Annotated in this window: 20 protein-coding genes and 1 pseudogene; 12 read left to right on the forward strand and 9 right to left on the reverse strand. The window is 43.3% G+C overall.

Annotated features, from left to right (window positions below):
• Positions 1–7 precede the first annotated feature (7 nt).
• Complete coding sequence (locus FCV43_RS13280; protein ID WP_136995463.1) at positions 8–232, reverse strand: sulfurtransferase TusA family protein; 225 nt, start codon at positions 230–232, stop codon at positions 8–10.
• A 197-nt stretch (positions 233–429) separates the two neighbouring features.
• Here FCV43_RS13280 and FCV43_RS13285 point away from each other — a divergent pair, with 197 nt between their 5' ends.
• The 4 genes from FCV43_RS13285 (at position 430) to FCV43_RS13300 (ending at position 3,345) form a co-directional block, all read left to right on the forward strand.
• A complete protein-coding gene (locus FCV43_RS13285) occupies positions 430–1,896 on the forward strand; it encodes a beta-barrel assembly-enhancing protease (RefSeq protein WP_136995588.1) in 1,467 nt (488 codons plus the stop codon).
• Between the two features lie 88 nt (positions 1,897–1,984).
• Positions 1,985–2,335 (forward strand): arsenate reductase (glutaredoxin), encoded by a 351-nt coding sequence (gene arsC, locus FCV43_RS13290; protein ID WP_017054240.1) that lies wholly within the window; start codon positions 1,985–1,987, stop codon positions 2,333–2,335.
• Positions 2,336–2,347: 12 nt separating this feature from the next.
• Positions 2,348–2,920, forward strand: a complete 573-nt coding sequence (gene wrbA / locus FCV43_RS13295) for an NAD(P)H:quinone oxidoreductase (protein WP_136995464.1) — start codon at positions 2,348–2,350, stop codon at positions 2,918–2,920.
• Entirely contained in the window at positions 2,920–3,345 is a 426-nt protein-coding gene (locus FCV43_RS13300; protein WP_017054242.1) for a DUF2069 domain-containing protein, read from the forward strand. The genes wrbA and FCV43_RS13300 overlap by 1 nt, the downstream gene beginning before the upstream one ends.
• A gap of 147 nt (positions 3,346–3,492) precedes the next feature.
• Here FCV43_RS13300 and FCV43_RS13305 read toward each other — a convergent pair whose 3' ends face one another.
• A complete protein-coding gene (locus FCV43_RS13305) occupies positions 3,493–4,701 on the reverse strand; it encodes a DUF2066 domain-containing protein (RefSeq protein ID WP_136995465.1) in 1,209 nt (402 codons plus the stop codon).
• Between the two features lie 232 nt (positions 4,702–4,933).
• Here FCV43_RS13305 and FCV43_RS13310 point away from each other — a divergent pair, with 232 nt between their 5' ends.
• Entirely contained in the window at positions 4,934–6,184 is a 1,251-nt protein-coding gene (locus FCV43_RS13310) for a uracil-xanthine permease family protein (RefSeq protein ID WP_113799021.1), read from the forward strand.
• 106 nt (positions 6,185–6,290) lie between these two features.
• Here the strand turns inward: FCV43_RS13310 and upp are convergent, their stop codons facing one another.
• Positions 6,291–6,917: a uracil phosphoribosyltransferase gene (gene upp, locus FCV43_RS13315; RefSeq protein ID WP_017054245.1), complete on the reverse strand. Its 627-nt coding sequence runs from the start codon at positions 6,915–6,917 to the stop codon at positions 6,291–6,293.
• Between the two features lie 312 nt (positions 6,918–7,229).
• Between upp and purM the strand changes: the two genes are divergently transcribed.
• Positions 7,230–8,270: a phosphoribosylformylglycinamidine cyclo-ligase gene (gene purM / locus FCV43_RS13320; RefSeq protein ID WP_136995466.1), complete on the forward strand. Its 1,041-nt coding sequence runs from the start codon at positions 7,230–7,232 to the stop codon at positions 8,268–8,270.
• Positions 8,271–8,400: 130 nt separating this feature from the next.
• Positions 8,401–9,039 (forward strand): phosphoribosylglycinamide formyltransferase, encoded by a 639-nt coding sequence (gene purN / locus FCV43_RS13325; RefSeq protein ID WP_136995467.1) that lies wholly within the window; start codon positions 8,401–8,403, stop codon positions 9,037–9,039.
• Positions 9,040–9,149: 110 nt separating this feature from the next.
• Here purN and FCV43_RS13330 read toward each other — a convergent pair whose 3' ends face one another.
• Both FCV43_RS13330 and lpcA read right to left on the reverse strand, forming a co-directional pair.
• Positions 9,150–9,995 carry a class II glutamine amidotransferase gene (locus FCV43_RS13330; protein ID WP_136995468.1) on the reverse strand — a complete coding sequence of 282 codons (846 nt, stop codon included), beginning with the start codon at positions 9,993–9,995 and terminating at the stop codon, positions 9,150–9,152.
• Between the two features lie 77 nt (positions 9,996–10,072).
• Positions 10,073–10,648 carry a D-sedoheptulose 7-phosphate isomerase gene (gene lpcA / locus FCV43_RS13335; RefSeq protein WP_113799024.1) on the reverse strand — a complete coding sequence of 192 codons (576 nt, stop codon included), beginning with the start codon at positions 10,646–10,648 and terminating at the stop codon, positions 10,073–10,075.
• Between the two features lie 398 nt (positions 10,649–11,046).
• Here lpcA and fadE point away from each other — a divergent pair, with 398 nt between their 5' ends.
• Positions 11,047–13,491, forward strand: coding sequence for an acyl-CoA dehydrogenase FadE (fadE, locus tag FCV43_RS13340; RefSeq protein WP_136995469.1), 2,445 nt, complete (start codon positions 11,047–11,049; stop codon positions 13,489–13,491).
• 113 nt (positions 13,492–13,604) lie between these two features.
• On the opposite strand, the gene FCV43_RS13345 is transcribed toward fadE, so the two are convergent.
• Together FCV43_RS13345 and dnaQ are read right to left on the reverse strand one after the other, a co-directional pair.
• On the reverse strand, positions 13,605–14,855 hold the full coding sequence (locus tag FCV43_RS13345) for a TIGR03503 family protein (RefSeq protein WP_017054253.1): 1,251 nt from the start codon (positions 14,853–14,855) through the stop codon (positions 13,605–13,607).
• 8 nt (positions 14,856–14,863) lie between these two features.
• Positions 14,864–15,595 carry a DNA polymerase III subunit epsilon gene (gene dnaQ, locus FCV43_RS13350; protein WP_017054254.1) on the reverse strand — a complete coding sequence of 244 codons (732 nt, stop codon included), beginning with the start codon at positions 15,593–15,595 and terminating at the stop codon, positions 14,864–14,866.
• Between the two features lie 56 nt (positions 15,596–15,651).
• Between dnaQ and rnhA the strand changes: the two genes are divergently transcribed.
• A complete protein-coding gene (rnhA, locus tag FCV43_RS13355) occupies positions 15,652–16,119 on the forward strand; it encodes a ribonuclease HI (protein ID WP_136995470.1) in 468 nt (155 codons plus the stop codon).
• Between the two features lie 2 nt (positions 16,120–16,121).
• Here rnhA and FCV43_RS13360 read toward each other — a convergent pair whose 3' ends face one another.
• Positions 16,122–16,856, reverse strand: coding sequence for a class I SAM-dependent methyltransferase (locus FCV43_RS13360; protein ID WP_017053961.1), 735 nt, complete (start codon positions 16,854–16,856; stop codon positions 16,122–16,124).
• A 39-nt stretch (positions 16,857–16,895) separates the two neighbouring features.
• Between FCV43_RS13360 and gloB the strand changes: the two genes are divergently transcribed.
• The 3 genes and pseudogenes from gloB (at position 16,896) to FCV43_RS13375 (ending at position 20,019) form a co-directional block, all read left to right on the forward strand.
• On the forward strand, positions 16,896–17,654 hold the full coding sequence (gloB, locus tag FCV43_RS13365; RefSeq protein ID WP_017053962.1) for a hydroxyacylglutathione hydrolase: 759 nt from the start codon (positions 16,896–16,898) through the stop codon (positions 17,652–17,654).
• A gap of 260 nt (positions 17,655–17,914) precedes the next feature.
• Positions 17,915–19,324, forward strand: a pseudogene (locus FCV43_RS13370) (LysM peptidoglycan-binding domain-containing protein); the annotation flags it as partial.
• Complete coding sequence (locus tag FCV43_RS13375) at positions 19,321–20,019, forward strand: YIP1 family protein (RefSeq protein ID WP_136995472.1); 699 nt, start codon at positions 19,321–19,323, stop codon at positions 20,017–20,019. The pseudogene FCV43_RS13370 and the gene FCV43_RS13375, both read left to right, overlap by 4 nt.
• Here FCV43_RS13375 and FCV43_RS13380 read toward each other — a convergent pair.
• Positions 20,016–20,864, reverse strand: coding sequence for an endonuclease/exonuclease/phosphatase family protein (locus tag FCV43_RS13380; RefSeq protein ID WP_136995473.1), 849 nt, complete (start codon positions 20,862–20,864; stop codon positions 20,016–20,018). The genes FCV43_RS13375 and FCV43_RS13380 overlap by 4 nt on opposite strands.
• Positions 20,865–20,893: the final 29 nt, after the last annotated feature.

The raw sequence follows: 20,893 nt of genomic DNA on the forward strand, positions 1-20,893 counted from the left end.
GTGACAATTATCCCTGTTTTAAAACGGTAATAGTGTAGGAACTACGATGAGCAACACTCACAATATCAAATTGTTTGAGGCGCAAAAAGCTCACGATATCCTGCATAGAGCTAGTATCTGAAATCTGAATGGACAACGACTCGCCCTCTTGAAGCAAAATTGCACGCCGTTTAGCAAGTAATAGTGCCATTGGGCAACGTTCTTCACGTAAATCAAGAATATTAGGTTCCATTCTCAGACTCTATGCATATTATAAGGTACGTATTGTAATCGCTTTTTAGCCCCATACCAGCTTTTCTATTCTTTACGTTATTTGCTCTAGACAATCTATCAATAACAAGTAAATTCAATATCAGCAATAAACTGAAGAAACCAAATTAAGACTTTATTGTCTCAATGTCAGATGACTACGGAGTACCACTGACTAATATGTTTACACGCACTCGCTCACTTGTTTGCCTCTGTGTGGCCACCGCTTTAGGTTCGCCACTGCCTAGCTATGCTAATTCAAATTTAGCGAGTAATGCTAACTTGCCCGATATTGGGACAGCCGCTAGTGGTACGTTAACGATAGATCAAGAGATCATTTATGGGGATGCTTACATGCGAATGCTAAGAAGCAGCCAACCCATCATCAATGATCCCGTTTTAAATGAGTACATAGATAGCTTAGGGCATCGTCTTGTCGCAAACGCAAATGATGTTAAAACACCATTTAAATTTTTCATGATTCGAGATCGTAATATTAACGCTTTCGCATTTTTTGGTGGCCACGTCGCATTGCACTCTGGGCTATTTCTACATGCTCGCAGTGAAAGCGAGCTAGCTTCTGTCGTAGCACACGAAATTGCTCACGTAACTCAACGTCATTTAGCCAGAAGTATGGAAGACCAAGCCCGACGTTCACCAGCCACTATTGCAGCGCTCGCAGGCTCGCTTTTATTAGCAATCGCAGCACCAGAAGCTGGAATCGCCGCATTGACGGCAACAACGGCAGGTTCAATGCAAGGCACCATTAATTATACTCGTAGCAATGAGAAAGAAGCCGATCGCTTTGGGATTAATACCCTAGCAAAGGCAGGCTTCGAGGCCAAAGCAATGCCACGATTCTTTGGTCGATTGGCTGATGAATACCGATACGCAAGTAAACCGCCGCCAATGTTGCTTACTCACCCATTACCAGAAGATAGAATCACAGACAGCAGAGCGCGCGCACAAAGCTACCCTTCAATGCGCGTGCTCCCTTCTCTTGATTATCATTTAACTCGTGCTCGTATTGTGGCGAGATATGCGGGTATTGAAAATGACTCAGCTCTAGACTGGTTTGAACGAACAGCCAAAAAGGCACCAAGTGAGCTGAACCCATCATTTGAATATGGCAAAGCGCTGGTCTACCTAGATACCAAAAAGCTAGATTTAGCCGAGCCTATTTTACTTAAGCTGCTCAAAAGTGATCCAGAAAATAATTTCTATCTTGATGCCGTGTCCGATCTTTACATCGCACAAAAACAACCAGAAAAAGCAATCACCTTATTAGAAAAGTCACTGAAAGCAAAACCAAGTAATTCAGTGCTCACAATTAATCTTGCGAATGCACTTTTAAAGAAAGAGCAATACCAAGAGGCCATCCGAATTTTACAACGCTACACCCATGACAACCCAGATGACGTCAACGGATGGGGCTTACTTTCAGAGGCGAATATTCGAATTGGCAGTAGCGATGAAGATCTTGCGGCACGCGCGGAAATACTGGCACTCAAAGCTAATTGGAATAAGGCGATTCAATATTATAGTCAAGCGAGTCAACTGGCAGAATTAGGCAGTTTAAAACAAGCAAGGTACGATGCACGAATTGATCAGTTGATGATTCAGCGAGATCGCTTCATTGCATTGTAAAATAAATAATTTATACAAATAACATGCACTTATTCAATGACTAAGCTGTTATGAATAAGTACGATAATAATAAAACTAGGAGAAAAACATGCCAGTCGTCATTTACCACAACCCCAAATGCTCAAAAAGCCGTCAAACACTCGCTCTATTAGAAGAGCAAGGCATTCAACCTGAAGTGGTAAAATATTTAGAAACGTCATTTACCATTGATGATTTAAAAACACTCTATTCACAACTCGGCTTTGCATCGGTTCGTGAAATGATGCGTACAAAAGAGGCGCTATATAAAGAGTTAAACCTAGGTGATGAATCTCTATCCGATGACGATCTGTTTGAATCCATGGTGAAAAATCCAAAGCTATTTGAACGTCCAGTCGTGGTTGCGAATAACCAAGCAAAAATCGGACGCCCACCAGAACAAGTCCTTGAGATTATTTAAGATTTACTAAAAATGAATATTAAAATTCTCGTTTTATACTATAGCCGCCACGGCAGCACGTTATCGCTCGCGAGACAAATCGCACGAGGCGTTGAATCGGTTCCCGATTGCGAAGCCGTTCTACGCACAGTGGCCGATCTTAGCGATGATGTGCAACAAGCCAATGACCCGATAGCCTCCCTTGATGAACTTCGTCAATGCGATGGCTTAGCATTGGGCAGCCCAGTTTGGTTCGGAAACATGGCGGGCTCAATGAAACACTTTTGGGACAGCACAACACCACTATGGATCAGCGGCGATCTCATCGATAAACCAGCATGCGTTTTTACGTCCTCATCCTCGATGCATGGTGGGCAAGAAACGACTCAGCAAAGCATGCTATTACCTTTGCTGCATCATGGTATGCTGATTTTGGGGATCCCCTACTCTGAGCCATCTCTACACACGACTCAAAGCGGTGGTACCCCTTATGGTGCGAGTTCTGTCTCCAGTAACTCGTCATTAACGAAAGAAGAGATAGAACTCGCCCAATACCTTGGAAAACGCCTAGCTAACGTCGCTCGCAAACAAAAGGAGATTGTATAATGTCGGAGATGTCATCCAGAACACGACAATATCGGTATTTAGCTCTATTTAGTAACCTCTTTCTACTTGCTTGGGTCGCATTGTGGCAGCTCTTCATTTCCCCGCATCCAGGTCTGTCGAACACAACTCTAGCCATTGCGTGGAGTATTCCGCTGCTACTTCCTCTTCCTGGCATTCTGGCTGGAAAAGCTTACACCCACGCATGGGCAAATTTCATTCTCATGCTGTATTTCCTGCATGCTTTAACCATCTTATATGTTGATGGCGGTGAGCGATGGCTAGCGCTGATCGAATTAGTACTCACCATGCTATGTTTTGCTGGGAATATTCTATTTGCTCGCGCAAGAGGCAAGGAGATGGGCTTAAAGCTAAACCGTCTTTCTGAAGTAGAAAAGCAAGAAAAAGCGAAATTTAACCAGGACTAACTCTCATAAGTTAAAGCCCACTGACTAGTAAAAACTCGCAGATTGACTCAAATATAGAGACATCGATAAAAAAAGAGCCCGCTAACATCGCTAGCGGGCTCTTTTCATGACCATCTCTTATTCATAGCAGAAGAGAGTGGGATAACACTATCTATCTATCCATTCGAATACGATAACAGGCTCACTTGGCTGAACATCTTCGGTTAAGCTAACTTGATCAGCTATAAAGGCTTCGTTGTCATTAGTGGCTACTACTGCTGGTTCAACAACCGCGGTTTGAGGAAGCGTTTCTTGCGCAAGGCTAGTGCTTTGATCCGTCGTTTCCTGAGTTAGAACAGGCGCAGTCTCCACCACGTCAGACTCTGACGTAAATGCCGCAACTTGCTTAATGTTAGTCATCTCTTGCTGAAATTCACTTTTCGATGTTAATAGGTGAACACGAAATGTCACTTCATCGCCTTGAATCTTAAGGATATCGATAGAAGCTACTGAGTTTAAAGACTTCAATTGGTTCTCTAGATGAAAGAAACTGACCGCACTCTTAATATTGATGAATTGCGCTAAAACAGATTCAGAAGATTCACTTGCAACATTCACAGCACTTTTTGTCGCGTAGTACTGACTCACCTGATCAATCAACTGAGCACTAATTTCAGATACTGAACCGTTTTCCTGACCAAAGACAGGTGAACGAGGAGAAGAAGAGATCGCTTCAGGTTGCTGGTCATACAGAGTCCAGCGCAATGAATTCCCTTGAGCGCGCAGTACTAAGACCGCATCAACAGGATAACGTTGGCTGGCTAAACTGATTGGTGAAACAAAACCGCCCCACAGGTCAGAAACCGCGATACCAGTAATATCATCAAAATCCCCAACAGGAACAGTAATAGGTAGGCCACGAGCATCCGCTTGTTCTCGTATAGACGTAATCAATGCAGAAGGTGAATGCTCCCAGCTAATGATTCGGTCATAATTTTGCTCTTCTACCAACCACACCAAAATATTGGCACGACTCTCTGGCCAATAAGGCAACTGAGCCTGAGTTAATAATGCGCGTAATTGTGGACCATTAAATGACATTTTTAGCGTTTGTTGCTGATCAAGTTCGCCATACCCCATTTGAGTTAAATACTGCGCACTCTGCCTTAGGGCTTTACGAACCACTTCATTTTCAAGTGCCACCGTCGAACCTGTCGCTCTTACAATAACTTGTTGCAAGCCTTGAACACGAGCCACTGTTTCCGCATCCTTCTCTTCATTATTAATAACGATTTCAGAACGATACAGATCCACTTGAGTCAATGCATAAGTTGGCAAGGATAGTAATCCCATAAACAGTAGAGCGAAGTTGCGCATAGTAATCCTAAAAATTAGTACTTAAGCGTTGATGATAAGCAACTATGAATGCAGGAGCAAGACAACAACTTCAGCGCTAGGTGAAAATTTGCACCTTTATTGTCGATTATCTCAACAAACATTAACTTTTTTTGCTATTTGCCAGTTTTTTTTGATCAAAACACTAAAGCAATCGTTTGCAGAGTGATAGAATCCTGCAAATTTTATTTTCAGACTTACAGGGATACCAAATATGAAAAATGCAATTCAAGGTGCACAAATGCTATTTGTCGCCTTCGGCGCATTAGTTCTTGTTCCATTATTAACAGGGTTAGATCCAAGCGTTGCTCTATTTGGCGCAGGCGTTGGTACACTTTTATTTCAATTTATCACCAAACGTACAGTCCCAATTTTCTTAGCTTCTTCTTTTGCGTTTATTGCACCAATCATGTTCGGCATTCAAACTTGGGGAATTGGCGCAACCATGGGTGGCTTAATGGCCGCTGGGGTTGTGTATGTATTGATGGGTGCTTTAATCAAGGTGAAAGGCGTAGAGATCATTCATAAGATTCTTCCACCAGTTGTGGTTGGCCCAGTGATTATGGTGATTGGTTTAGGTCTTGCACCAACAGCGGTAAACATGGCGCTAGGTAAGAGTGGCGATGGCGCAATTCAACTTATCGATGGTAGCGCGGCATTATGGATTTCGAGTGTGTCGCTGTTCACGACTATTGCAATCAGCACTATTGGGAAAGGCTTTCTTCGATTGCTGCCAATTGCTGGCGGTATCTTGGCGGGTTATGTCTTAAGCCTATTCTATGGCGTGGTTGATTTCACTCCTGTTGCACAAGCATCTTGGCTTTCAATGCCAAACTTTACGTTCCCTGAATTCAACATCAACGCGATTTTATTCATGATCCCTGTCGCAATTGCACCAGCAGTTGAACACGTAGGTGATATGCTCGCAATCTCTAACGTAACAGGTAAAAATTACCTTAAAAAACCAGGTCTACACAGAACCATTGCTGGCGACGGAATTGCGACAATTGCAGCCTCTATGGTTGGAGCGCCACCGAATACAACTTACAGTGAAGTCACTGGTGCAGTAATGCTAACCAAAGCATTTAACCCTGTCATTATGACTTGGGCGGCGATTACCGCGATTGTTCTTGCACTTGTTGGCAAACTTGGCGCGCTATTACAGACCATTCCTGTGCCTGTTATGGGTGGTATTATGATTCTGCTATTCGGTTCAATTGCAACGGTTGGCCTTAATACTCTAATCAAGAACAATGTGGATCTGCACAAGTCTCGCAACTTAGTCATCGTTGCTGTAACGCTAGTCTTTGGTATTGGTGGTATGGCTCTGGGTGTCGGTGACTTTAGCCTACAAGGCGTAAGTTTATGTGGCATTGTCGCAATCCTACTTAACTTAATTTTGCCTCATGAGATGGGTGAAAACCATATTGTCGATAATGCTCAAATGGAAGAGAGTGAGCGTTAGTTTTCGCTGACAATCAAGTAAAAAATCGAGCACACAAAAAAAGCCATACCTTAATCGGTATGGCTTTTTATTTTCTAATCGATTTTAAATCCTACCAAGGTAGAGATTATTTAGTACCGAAGATCTTATCGCCTGCATCACCTAAACCAGGAACGATGTAACCTTTATCATTCAATTTTTCATCGATTGCAGCAGTGTAAAGCTCTACATCTGGGTGTGCTTTTTTAAGCGCTTCAATGCCTTCAGGAGCCGCGACAAGTACTAGCACTTTAAATACCTTACAGCCTTGTTCTTTCAGTAGATCTAAGGTTGCAATCATAGAACCGCCAGTCGCTAACATTGGATCAACAACTAATGCAATACGCTCATCAATGTTTGATGCTAGCTTGTTGAAGTACGGTACTGGTTCTAGTGTTTCTTCATCACGATAGATACCAACAACACTAATACGAGCACTTGGCATATGCTCTAACACACCATCCATCATGCCAAGACCAGCACGAAGAATAGGAACAACCGTCACTTTTTTACCTTTAATTTGATCCACTTCAACAGGACCATTCCAACCTTCAATTGTCACACGCTCTGTCTCAAAATCTGAGGTTGCTTCGTAAGTCAGTAGGCTACCCACTTCAGTTGCTAGCTCGCGGAAACGCTTAGTACTAATGTCACCTTCGCGCATTAGGCCAATTTTATGCTTAACTAGCGGGTGTTTTACTTCAACAACTTTCATTTCCATCTCCGGTTTTTAGGCAATATTTAAATAAACCTTCAGATTATACATCTTTCCATGCAAAGTTTCAGAGAAAATCCCCAGCAAAACTGTGTCAATTATGAATTTACAAAAGGCTAATAACTTATTCTGTGTTTCATAAAAGAGTGAAAATACTTCGGTCTTTTGAGCTCATACCTTGATAGATCAATAGGTGAACAGTTTCAACGGAAATGACAAATAAAAAAACTTGCGCAAACGTTTGCTCTTTGAGTTTAAGCACTGGTAGAATAGCGCCGTTTTCACATCTAACTTAAGACCGAGGACTGTCCCGTGAGCGGTAATAACTCTTCTTTAAGCTACAAAGACGCAGGCGTAGATATCGATGCAGGTAATGCACTAGTTGACCGTATTAAAGGTGCCGTAAAACGCACTCGTCGCCCAGAAGTGATGGGTGGCATTGGTGGCTTTGGTGCCCTTTGTCAACTTCCAACTAAATACAAAGAACCCGTACTAGTTTCTGGTACCGATGGCGTTGGAACTAAACTCCGCCTTGCTTTGGATATGAAAAAACATGACACCATTGGTATTGATCTAGTGGCGATGTGTGTGAACGATCTTATCGTTCAAGGTGGTGAGCCTCTTTTCTTCCTAGATTACTACGCAACTGGAAAACTGGACGTTGATACGGCAGCTGATGTTGTGTCTGGTATCGCGGAAGGTTGTGTCCAAGCTGGCTGTGCTCTAATTGGTGGTGAAACCGCTGAAATGCCAGGCATGTATGAAGGCGAAGACTACGACGTTGCAGGCTTCTGCGTTGGCGTAGTAGAAAAAGAAGACATTATCGATGGCACTAAGGTTGCCGCTGGTGATGCGCTTATCGCTGTCGGCTCTAGCGGCCCTCACTCCAATGGGTACTCTTTAATTCGTAAAGTGCTTGAAGTCTCTGGTGCTGATAAGAATGAAGAGCTAGAAGGTCGTACAATTGGCGAACACCTTCTTGAGCCAACAAAGATTTACATTAAGTCAGCACTAAAAATGATTGCTGAACATGATATTCACGCTATCTCACACATTACTGGCGGCGGTTTTTGGGAAAATATCCCTCGCGTACTACCTGAAGGCACGAAAGCTGTCATCGATGGTAAAAGCTGGGAATGGCCTGTAATTTTTAGCTGGCTACAAGAGAAAGGCAATGTGGACACATTTGAGATGTACCGCACGTTCAACTGTGGCGTAGGTCTTGTGGTTGCTCTACCTAAAGATCAAGCCGATGCCGCTGTGGAACTTCTCAAAACGGAAGGTGAGAATGCTTGGGTTATCGGTGAGATTGCCATTGCCGCTGAAAATGAAGAACAAGTTGAGATCAATTGATTCATTTCAAATCATAACTTAGTTTAATGAATGAGGGCTCTTGAGTCCTCATTCTGCTATCTAGCCTATAGAAAACCCTATAATTTCTAAGTACATTGTCTATCTGACATTCTAACGTTGAGCCAACAGCATGAAAAATATTGTCGTTTTAATTTCTGGTAGTGGTAGTAATCTACAAGCAATATTAGATGCTTGCGAATCTTCAATCACCGATGCAAAAGTGTGTGCGGTATTTTCCAACAAGCAAGATGCTTATGGTTTACAGCGAGCAAAAAAATCGGGCGTAAGTGCGCATTTCGTTGACCCTCTCAACCATGATTCAAGAAAAGAGTTTGATCATGAGTTAATGTGCCAAATTGACGCTTACCAACCGGATCTGATCATTCTCGCGGGGTATATGCGAATTCTGAGCCGCGAGTTTGTCCAGCGCTACGTAGGAAAGATGCTGAACATCCACCCTTCCCTGCTTCCTAAATACCCAGGCTTACATACTCATCAACGCGCCATTGACGCACAAGATAAAGAACACGGAACGAGTGTTCACTTTGTGACAGAAGAGTTAGATGGTGGGCCTGTTGTTTTACAAGCCAAAGTCCCCGTATTTCCTGACGATAGTGCTGAAGATCTTGCCGAGCGAGTATTAACTCAAGAGCACCAAATTTACCCTCTGGTGACTAAATGGTTTATTGAAGGCCGATTAGCCATGATAGATGGAAAAGCGCATTTAGATGGCGAGATACTTGGTGAGCATGGCTACGCAGAAGAGTAACCCACTTAAGAAATAAACCCGTAAACATGTTCTAAGTTCGGTATTGACGCCATCACAGTTGATGACCGAAAAGCCGAACTTAGACAAATGTTTGTGTGACGAACAATAAATTACTCTAACGACTGAGTCGGAGCTTGGCTGGCAACTTTAGCAGGCGCATAAGCCACATCCACTAACGCTTCCGCATTCCCATCGATCAGTTCACCAAAGTGGAATAACGCGAATTCATTCGGCTTCATTCGGTGCCACTGTTCATTATCCGTTAAAGGTTGAGTCGCAATGACGGATACAACATCATTGGGTGTCGTCTCTTCTTGAAAGTTAATTTCAACGTCTTCATCAATCAAGCTCGCTTTACCAAAAGGCGCTCGGCGAGTGATCCAGTAAAGATGATTGGTACAATATGTCATGACGTATTCACCATCACTGAGCAACATATTAAATACACCTTTCTCTTTTAGCTTCTCACAGCACTGAGCAACATAGCGAAACATGCCTTCCATATCTTGTGGAGGCTCAGGGTATCGCTCTTCTAACTGTTTAACGAGCCAGCAAAAAGCCATTTCACTATCGGTTTCGCCCACGGGACGGAAGCGCCCTGAATTGAGCTCTTGGTACTCAGTCAACTGCCCATTATGAGCAAAAGTCCAGTAACGTCCCCATAGCTCACGGGTGAAAGGATGAGTATTCTCTAAATTAACGCCACCACGGTTCGCTTGCCTGATATGGCTAATGACAGCTCGACTTTTGATCGGATAATTCTGAACTAATTCAGCAATTTTAGACTCACAGCTCGGGTTAGGATCCTTAAAGGTACGAAAACCTTTACCTTCATAAAAAGTAATCCCCCAGCCATCACGATGAGGTCCAGTATTTCCACCACGTTGCATCAAACCGGTAAAACTAAAACAGATATCAGTTGGAACATTAGCGCTCATTCCAAGCAATTCACACATGGCTTAACTTACTCCCTAATATATAAACCATCATTGGCGCTCACTTTCGCGCCAATGTTGAATCAATGGTATGTTGCTTATTCCATCTCTTTTTCAATGAGTTGGATAATGATATGAATAATTTTGATATGGATCTCTTGGATACGATCAGCATATCCAAAATGCGGCACGCGAATTTCAATATCAGCACAACCCGCCATTTTGCCTCCATCTTTGCCCGTCAAAGCAATGCTCTTCATGCCTTTCGCTTTAGCGGCATCAATCGCATTAAGAATGTTTGCTGAGTTTCCAGAAGTGGAAAGTCCAAACAATACATCGCCCTTACTGCCCACGGCTTCTAAGTAACGCGAGAACACAAAGTTATAACCAAAGTCATTACTTACACATGAAAGGTGGCTTGGGTCTGAAATCGCAATACCAGGATAGCCAGGACGATCCTCACGATAACGCCCGGTTAGTTCTTCAGCAAAATGCATAGCATCACAGTGTGAGCCACCGTTACCACAAGATAACACTTTGCCACCCTGTTTAAACGAGTCAGCAATCATTTTAGCTGCCGCTTCAATTTGGGCAATATTATGGTCATCAGATAAAAATGCATTTAATACGTCAGCCGCTTCTGTTAGCTCATTTTTAATTAGATCTTGATACATAGCGTGTCTCTTTATGATTTTGCAACATTATTGTTATGCAGCATTCTTGTCGCGCAAAAATGCCTTACAAAAACCAACTGCAAACAAATTAACTCAATTAGGAATGAGAGCCGTTTATTACTTTGAGTTTACCCACAAACATTTCAGAGTGTCGATAGTTAAGCTTCAAGAAACCAAGTTTTATTCCACTCCATCACTCTATTTGTTCAGTTAATCAGCACCAAGATCGCAATTTTAGAACGTTTACTCTACTTAGATCACTTTTTATACAGTTAGATATTTTACATTTTGTTAATATTTCATTTACACTTATAACTGGTTAGACCTCTCCTGTTAGGTCAGGGATTTTAAAACAGACAAACGTGCACACGAGAAACGCGTTTGATAAGGACATATTTATGGATATCTTGCTCTCTATATTAGGATTTACGGTCGTGTTAGGACTGTGCTTCTACCACCGCACATCACTCACTCGGTCACTGTTATTACTTACCGCCACCATGCTTGCACTTACCGCCTTTGGTTATGCGGGGCTTATAGGTTGGTGTACTTATGCTTTATCTGTCGCCGTTTTCTCCGTCCCTAGTATTCGTCAAAGCCTTATCAGTCGAAAAGCTCTGAAAATCTTCAAAACAGTCCTTCCAGCTATGTCACAAACGGAGAAAGAAGCCTTAGATGCAGGTACCGTTTGGTGGGAAGCAGAGCTATTTAAAGGTAAACCTCAGTGGGACAAACTTCACAATATAACGCCACCTACGCTTTCAAAAGAAGAGCAAGCCTTTTTAGATGGTCCTGTTAATGAAGTATGTGCCATGGTCAATGATTACCAAGTCACTCACGAGTCGGCAGACCTCTCCCCAGAAGTTTGGCAATATCTAAAAGACCACAAATTTTTCGCTATGATCATCAAGAAGAAGTATGGCGGATTAGAATTTTCAGCCTATGCGCAGTCCTTAGTTCTACAAAAACTTACCGGGGTTTCTGGTGTTTTATCTTCTACCGTAGGTGTTCCAAACTCTCTTGGCCCTGGTGAATTACTGCAACACTATGGAACTAAAGATCAATGTGATTACTACCTACCTCGACTTGCAGAAGGTAAAGAGATCCCATGTTTTGCATTGACGAGTCCAGAAGCGGGTTCTGATGCTGGTTCTATCCCTGATTTTGGTGTGGTATGTAAAGGGGAATGGGAAGGCGAAGAAGTTCTTGGTATGCGCCTGACGTGGAATAAACGCTACATCACTTTAGCACCTGTAGCGACTGTTCTTGGGCTTGCATTTAAGCTTCGCGATCCAGATGCGTTACTCGGTGATAACGAAGATCTAGGCATCACTTGTGCACTCATACCGACTCATCTCAAAGGGATTGAGATTGGTACACGACACTTTCCACTTAATGTGCCATTCCACAACGGGCCAACTCGCGCTAATGATATTTTTGTACCTTTGAGCTTCATTATTGGCGGTTCTAAGATGGCAGGCCAAGGCTGGAAAATGCTGGTGGAATGCTTATCTGTCGGTCGAGGCATTACGCTACCGTCAAATGCAACAGGTGGTTTAAAAACAGCAGCACTAGCCACTGGAGCTTACGCGAGAATTCGTCGTCAATTCAAACAGCCTATAGGCAAAATGGAAGGCATCGAAGAGCCACTAGCGCGTATTGCAGGCAACGCCTATGTAATGGATGCGGCAAGTAATTTAACCGTCGCCGGGATCGACCTCGGTGAAAAACCATCGGTTATTTCAGCGATAGTAAAATATCACTGTACTCACCGTGGCCAACGAAGTGTTATTGATGCAATGGATATCGCTGGTGGTAAAGGGATATGTTTAGGCCCATCGAACTTCCTTGCTCGTAGCTACCAAGGCGCTCCTATCGCTGTCACTGTGGAAGGTGCCAACATTCTTACCCGTTCGATGATTATTTACGGTCAAGGGGCGATTCGTTGCCATCCATACGTGCTCACTGAAATGAATGCGGCTTACTCAGAGAGTTCTGATGCTGTTGAAAAATTTGATGCTGCTCTTGCAGGTCACACTTGTTTCACAATCAGTAATTTGATCCGTAGCTTCTGGTTCGGTTTGACTGACGGCATCGGCTCACACTCACCAACCTCTGATGCAACTAAGCGATACTACCAACAACTGAATCGTTACAGTGCAAATCTTGCTTTACTTTCAGATGTGTCAATGGTTGTACTTGGGGGTTCACTCAAGCGTAAAGAGCGTTTATCTGCTCGTTTAGGCGATATTCTAAGTCAGCTATATTTAAGCTCAGCAACGTTAAAGCGCTTTGAAGATGATGGACGTCAGGTCGAAGATTTGCCACTTGTACATTGGGGCCTACAAGACAGCTTAAAACAAACAGAAAAAGCCATTGATGACTTCTTAGCTAACTTCCCGAACCGAGTGATTGGTGGTTGTTTACGCTTTATTCTACTTCCATATGGACGCGTTCGTTCAGCGCCAAATGATAAGTTGGATAGCCAAGTTGCACAGATCCTACAAACACCGTCAGCGTCACGCTCACGTATCGGTCGTGGACAATACTTGGAACCAACGGAGAATAACCCTGTAGGAAGAATTGAACTGGCACTTGAGATTATTTTAGAAGCAGAGCCGGTGTTTACGAAAGTATGTAAAGCGATAAACGAACGTCGACCATTCTTACGTCTTGATCTGATTGCCGACATAGGTTTAGAGCGAGGTTTGATCAACGAACAGGAAGCCTCACTTCTGAGACAGGCTGAAATCCATCGTTTGTACACAATCAATGTTGATGAGTTTGAGCCGGAAGAGCTCGCGGCAAAGCCCCAAATCCCAAGCATGGATAATGTCGCTTAATTGATGCGTAGAATATTGATGCGTAGAATTGGGACAACGCTTTAAATATAAGATGTGAGTAACAAAAAGGGACTTCTATTAAATAGAGGTCCCTTCTTAATTCCGCGATTTACTTATTTCTTTGGAGCAGCAAGTTGCATCTCTGGTAATGCCGCCTTTTTCGCTCTGATCTTGCCAATCACGAACCACACTAATAGTCCTAGAATGATCACCACGACATTCCCTATCGCAATAACCATCATACTTTTCTGCCTTGCCGCTTCACGGGCTGCAAGCATCTGCTGCTCCATTTCTATCTTTTTCTGCGCGGCAAGCGCCTCTTCTTGAAGACGCCTCGACTCTTCTATATCAACATCTTTTACGACACTATAAGTCTGCTCACTTATTGGAAAAACCAAGCCGCGCTGTGTGGCGGCGTCTGTCGCGAATATGCGCCCATTCCAAGAGTACTTTCCTAGTTCAAGGTGGTTCTCTAGCATCAATGAGACTTTAAACGCCTCTTTCTCCGCTTGGCCTTCAACATAGTTGATAAGATCAGTCGGTGTCAGCTGTTCAATATGAGCCGCGATCGTTCCCGGAGCAATCATCCCTTGCTCTCCTGAGATCACAATATTATGGTCCACACCCTCTTTTCTAGACTGAATAAACGTGGTGGAAATCGGTGAAGGGTACACTAATACCGTACTCTCTTGAGCTCTTAAAAAGACACCGTTACCTGACGTGACTCGAACCCGGTATTTACCTGGCTCAACTTCTATCGGTAAGCCTACCGTAAACACACCATCGCCCGCTTTTTCATCTAACTGTTTACCGTCATCAAGAAATTCACCAACCACAATGGGGATTGGACGAGCCTCTTTCACCAACTCATCTTCATTCTCAACAAACTTAGTAAACGTCACCTTTAGTTTCACGCGATCTAAGAAGTCACGTAGCACCAATGGTTTATCACCTGTTTTGAGCTGAGCGGTAAACTTTAAGAATTCAGTTTTATACAGGCGATTTGGAAATCGGTCTGTCCCCAAAGTGAGGTGTGACAATAATTTAATATTATTCTTGGGTGACACTTGCCCTACCGCCTGCCACGGGCCCGCCATAGGTTTATCAATAGAGATAATATCCATCGATGATTCTTGATACCAACGGACGCTATCAGGCGATCGCCATGAGTAATATTTTTTACCATCAGGGCGCACTAACACAACAGGTTGAGAATCTTTAGCTCTATAAATGACAAATGTTATCTGCTCGATCGTTGGATCAACTCGAAATCGATTATCGAGTAGCGACATTGAGGATTCAGGTGTCGCCCATGCGCTCAAAGTGACCAATAACAAACTGAAAGTAGCAAAAATCCTCAACATATATTCTCCTAAATGCGCCAGAGGCAACTTCCGTTCTCTTCAACGATATCTAAACGGGACTGATGTGCATCTAGTTCATCGGCCGTTGCATGTAAAACCTTTAATGCTTTCCGTCCAGAATCCGCTCGTTTTATGACGTCGACACCACCTTGCTGGCCTGCGTTAAACTGTAACGTCGTTTGACCACCCGTCATCAACAGGTAAACATCAGCCAATATCTCCGCATCGAGCAATGCGCCGTGGAGGGTTCGGTGAGAGTTATCTATGCCGTATCGATCACAAAGAATATCAAGGTTATTACGCTTGCCCGGGAAGATCTTCTTCGCCATGGCTAACGTATCTGTCACTTTGCAGTAGTCAGCCGTCTTACCTATTGCAGGATCAAGTTTTTCAAACTCGTAATCCATAAAGCCCGTATCGAAGGGAGCGTTATGGGCCACCAGCTCAGCACCTTTAATAAACTCAAGGAACTCTTCATGCACATCTTGATAAAAGGGCTTATCGATCAAGAATTCATCGGTGATGCCGTGAACTTCAACCGCTTCCGCTTGGATCTCTCGATCGGCTTTCACATACACATGAAAATGACGACCGGTCAATTTACGGTTAATGATCTCCACCGCGCCAATCTCGATAATGCGGTGACCAAGGTAATGTGGACCACCTTCGGTATTCATACCTGTGGTTTCCGTATCTAATACGATGATACGTTTCTGTTCAGAATTGTTACTGGTATTCATAATGATATGTATGTCAGACTATGTGAATTATGTGCTTCTGCTAATAGTATCAAATCATGGCTAAACAAGTTGAAATTTTCACAGATGGTTCCTGTTTAGGTAATCCTGGACCCGGTGGATATGGGATCGTATTGCGTTATAAACAGACCGAAAAAACGCTCTCCAAAGGGTATACCTTAACCACCAACAATCGCATGGAAATGCTTGCCGCAGTGGTGGCGTTGCAAACGTTAAAAGAGCCCTGCCAAGTTGTACTTACTACGGATAGCCAATATGTAAGACAGGGGATCACTCAGTGGATCCATAATTGGAAAAAACGCAACTGGATGACATCAGACAAAAAACCTGTAAAAAATTCAGATCTCTGGAAAGCACTTGGTACAGAAACAGCAAGGCACCAAGTTGAATGGAAATGGGTAAAAGGTCATGCAGGCCATCGTGAAAACGAAATTTGTGATGATATCGCCAGAGCCGCGGCCGAAGCGCCAACGGAAGAGGATGTCGGCTACCAACCGACCAGTTAAGTCTATGGCTTATCTTTACCCACGCTATAATTTACCCCTAATGGCGATAAACGACGCTTAAGCTTCCAATGAGGTTTAAGCGGTTTGAGTGGGTAGGTTCTTTTTCTGGCGACGATAAAGTACATGCTGCCCATCGGGGATGCCCAATCACCCAAGCTATTCTCAAGCCAAGTCCACATCGTTTGATATCTTTGCATCGGAAACAGCGCATAGGTATCACAATGCACCACTTGATAATTAAGCACACCCAACCAATCTTTGATTCGATTCGGCGTGTACATTCGACCACTCCACGGAAAATTATTCTTCCGCCATGGAAACAAGCTTGCCAGCCCGGTAAAACTAAAAGGGTTATAGCCAGTGATGATCAAATACCCGTCATCCATCATTACCCGATCAACTTCGCGTAATATTCGATGTGGATCGTTGGCGTAATCTAACTGATGCGCGAGCACTACTGTATCAAAGCTTTTTTCCAAAAAAGGAAGGTGATTCGCATCCGCTATCACATTGTGCAGCGGATTTTTCAAATCTAAGTTAACTTGATGTTGAATATTACAGGTGCAACTGGCAAGCTCACAACTCAGCCCGCCAAGTTTTAGCATATGATAGCCAAATAGTTTAGGGCACCACTCATCAAGCCGAGTTTGGATAGATTCACATACCCACTGGCCGTTTTTTATTTCCGACCATGAATAGGGCTTTTCAAGCTTTTTCGGGCTACGTGCTGGCTTCATTAATAACCTGTCTCACATTTAGAGGCTGGAGAATCGACAATGTTACATATCAAAAGCATACCCGCATTTAATGACAATTACATCTGGCTAATTCAAAATAGCGATCGACGTTGCGCTGTTGTCGATCCTGGTGACTCAAAACCGGTTTTAGCCTACATAAAAGAGCACGATCTCACTCTCGATGCCATTATTATCACTCACCATCACAATGATCATATTGGAGGAGTGCCCGAGCTCGTTAGACAGTACCCAAGCATTGATGTTGTTGGGCCTAAACATGAACCCATTCCTACCCTTACCCACCCAATGGAAGATGGCGATCAGTTGGAGCTATTTGGCGAAGTATTCTTAGTGCTTGGCCTACCAGGGCATACTAAAGGTCACATTGGCTATGTGGGTGATGGAAAACTCTTCTGTGGGGACGTTCTGTTCTCGGCAGGTTGTGGTCGTATATTTGAAGGCACACCACAACAGATGTTTGATTCACTCAATAAAATTCTCTCACTTCCGCAAGAGACTGAAATTTACTGTGCGCATGAATATACCGCCAGTAACCTCGCATTTGCATTAGCGGTAGAACCAGACAACGATCTACTTCATCAATATAGAGAGCAGGTCAACCGCTTAAGAGCACAAAACCTCTCCACCATTCCTACGACGTTACGCCAAGAAAAGTGGATCAATCCATTCTTGCGCTACACACAGCCAAGCATTATGAAATCAGTATCAACCAGAACTCAACAAACCGATCCTCTGTCAATTTTTACTGCATTACGTGAGTGGAAAAACGAATTTTAACGATTTGATACTTGTCACTGGTATGAAGTGACAAGTATTATCAGCAGCCGTAAATTAAAAAGGCTGTATCAATGCGAGCTAAGTACAGCTGGGTTTTGGCATTACTACTATCGGGTTGCCAATTAACTCAGTCGAATAACAATACATCTCAAGATGAATCAAATGTCGTTGATGAGGCAACTCAAACACAACAAAATGCATCTGCCATGGATACTGATAGCTCAGCGACGCAACAGCCAACGCTAACTACAGAATTAACCTCCACTCCTGTAAAAGCGACACCACAAAGCCAAGACGATGTTTGGCAACGTATCGCGATGCAGCTTGAGCTTGATGTTCCAAATCATAAAAGTGTCGACTACTACCGAACTTGGTACTTAAAACACCCAAATCATTTGAAAACCGTTTCTCAACGTGCGACTCCTTTTCTATATCTCATCACTGAAAAAATCGAAGCAAGAGGACTCCCCCTTGAGTTAGCCCTGCTTCCTGTTGTTGAGAGTTCATTTGATGCTTTTGCGTATTCTCACGGCAGTGCTGCCGGATTGTGGCAATTTGTTCCCGGCACTGGGAAGATGTACGGCTTAAAACAGAACTTTTGGTATGATGGCCGCCGCGATGTCGATGCCGCTACCGATGCCGCTCTTGATTATCTAACCTATTTAAATAAGCGCTTTGATGGTAATTGGAACCATGCGATTGCCGCTTATAACAGTGGCGGTGGTCGAGTATCAAGTGCCATTCGAAAAAATAGAAAAGCGGGAAAACCGATTGATTTCTTCTCTTTAGATCTTCCTAAAGAGACCAGTGGATATGTACCTAAATTGCTTGCGCTAGCAGATGTTATCGCAAACAAAGATAAATACGGTTTGAAACTTCCTGCAATATCTAACACTCCAGTGCTACAGCTCGTAGATCCAAATGAACAGCTTGACCTGGCCATTGCCGCTAAATACGCAGGCATGAGTGTAAAAGAGTTACAAAGCTATAACCCAGCCTATAACCAGTGGGCAACTGCGCCGGATGGACCATATCAGTTTTTACTACCCATAGAGAATGTTGCCAATTTCAATCAACAGGTTGCTGCGAACCGCGGTAAGGGAATGAAATTAGTTAGGTATAAAATCAAATCAGGCGATAGCCTCAGTGTTCTAGCAAAAAAATACAATACCACCACCAAGGTTATTCGTTCAGCCAACGGCATGAGCAACAATAGCATTCGTGTTGGTAAGTTTCTGATGATCCCAACCTCAACCAAAGACGATAAAGCCTATGCGCTTAGTGCTTCTAACCGCTTAGCGAAAACTCAGGCAACGTCTCGCGGTAAGTACAAGCTTACCCACAAAGTTAAATCGGGTGACAGTTTATGGACAATTGCACGTGCAAATAAAGTGTCACACCAATCGCTAGCAAAGTGGAATGGCATGGGCCCTAGAGATACGCTTCGTATTGGTCAAGAGCTTGTCATCTGGAAAAACGGCAGCGAGGGAGCCATTATTCGCACCGTTTTTTATAGCGTGCGTTCTGGTGATACGTTAAGTGGCATCGCAAGTAAATTCAAAGTAAAAAGTAACGACATTGCGAAATGGAATGGGCTGGTTGGCAAAAAATATCTACAACCAGGTCAAAAACTCAAATTATATGTTGATGTAACCAAGGTAAGTGTATGACCCCTTCAAGTAACCCTTTAATCATGTTGATCGATATTTTTCGATCGCCAACGTCTTGCTTCCTCGCTTTGTATCAACGAGGCGCTTGGGGCTGGCAACCTTATATTATCCTGATTCTAAGTCCGTTTTTATTTTGGGGCGCATACTTTGCAAACGTCAATTTTGAATGGTTAAGTGCTGCACTTTCAACTCAACTGGCAATTGTGAATCCTGCACAGTTAAAACTGTTAGACAGTAATACTTTACTTGCAAGTGAGATCATCAGTGATGTCGCAGGCCGTACTATGTCGATTCTCATGCTCGCTTTCTGGTTTAATTTAGCCACTAAACCTAGCCAGCATAAGCACAGTTTTTGGCGTTGGTTTGCAGCTGCGTCTGTGATCATGTTCCCAGCAGTAATTGGTGACTTTGCAAGCTACGTGAGTTTGTTACTGAAGCATGGCCAAGTCATGATTTATGCAGCGGATTTAAATAGCCTGAATGGTTTACTTAAACTGCCATTAACTCATGAATGGTCACAGTTTGCGAGCTCACTGCCACTGCTTATGCCTTGGTATATTGTTCTTGGTTATGCCGCGGTATTGACTTGGACTGAATTTGAGCGTGGGCAAGCGCTCGTCATTTCCGCCCTTCCTTGGGTTGGTTACTACGTGATCTGGGCGTTCTACATTCTTATCATGTCTCTGCTTGGTTAGTCTGCTTCCACTAATTTAAAGTTAACCAGCAAAGGGTTATGATCCGAAGCGTCCGTCATGGGCGCTTTTGCGTTTTTTAGCTCTAACCCTCGATAAAAGATATGATCCAAAGTGAGCCCCGTTACAAACTGAGTTCGATTATCCGGATTAAAATGCACTTCCTGTACCCCGAGCTCTCTCAATGAATCCTTCATGGCTTGAACGCGAGCATCACTCCAACTATTGAAATCTCCAGCGACAATCAATGGTCCTTTATGATCTCGAATGGATTTTTCGAGTTTGTTCAACTGCTGCTGGTACTCTTGTGTTCCAAAAGTAAAATTCACTGCATGCACGTTAATCACACCTAAAGTACTACCATCAGAGAGTTGATAATAAGCTCTCAATGCCGATTTAGGTAATCGCAACCAAGGCTCAAGGTCCGTATAAGCACACGCCTGAATTGGTAGGTTTGTCGCTAGGTTTAATACCCCGGCACCCACATTAAAAACTTCAAATGCATTGACTTGATTACTTCCCCAAGACTGTTCCGCAATCCAACCTTTTAACTCATCTGTCATGCTCGCTTCTTGCAACAACATCAGTTGGCGATACTCACTTAGCGATTCCAACTCTTCACGCCAATTGGAACGTTGCTGTTTGTAGATATTCCAAACTAATACATTTAGCTCGCCATTTTGGTCAATAGCTTCTGGTGATGGATTATCAAAACACTGTAATGACTTTTGATTTGAACCAGCAGCAGAGGAGATCACTTCTGGTGTCGGCGGTACAGAAAAAAGCATAGAAAACCCAAGAAAAACCAAGGTTACGAGAAACAAAACACTCACCAGTACTTTTTTCATTACCTATCCTATTTAAAATAATATCGACT

The organism is Vibrio genomosp. F6, from assembly GCF_005146325.1.
Taxonomy (GTDB): Bacteria; Pseudomonadota; Gammaproteobacteria; order Enterobacterales; family Vibrionaceae; genus Vibrio; species Vibrio cortegadensis.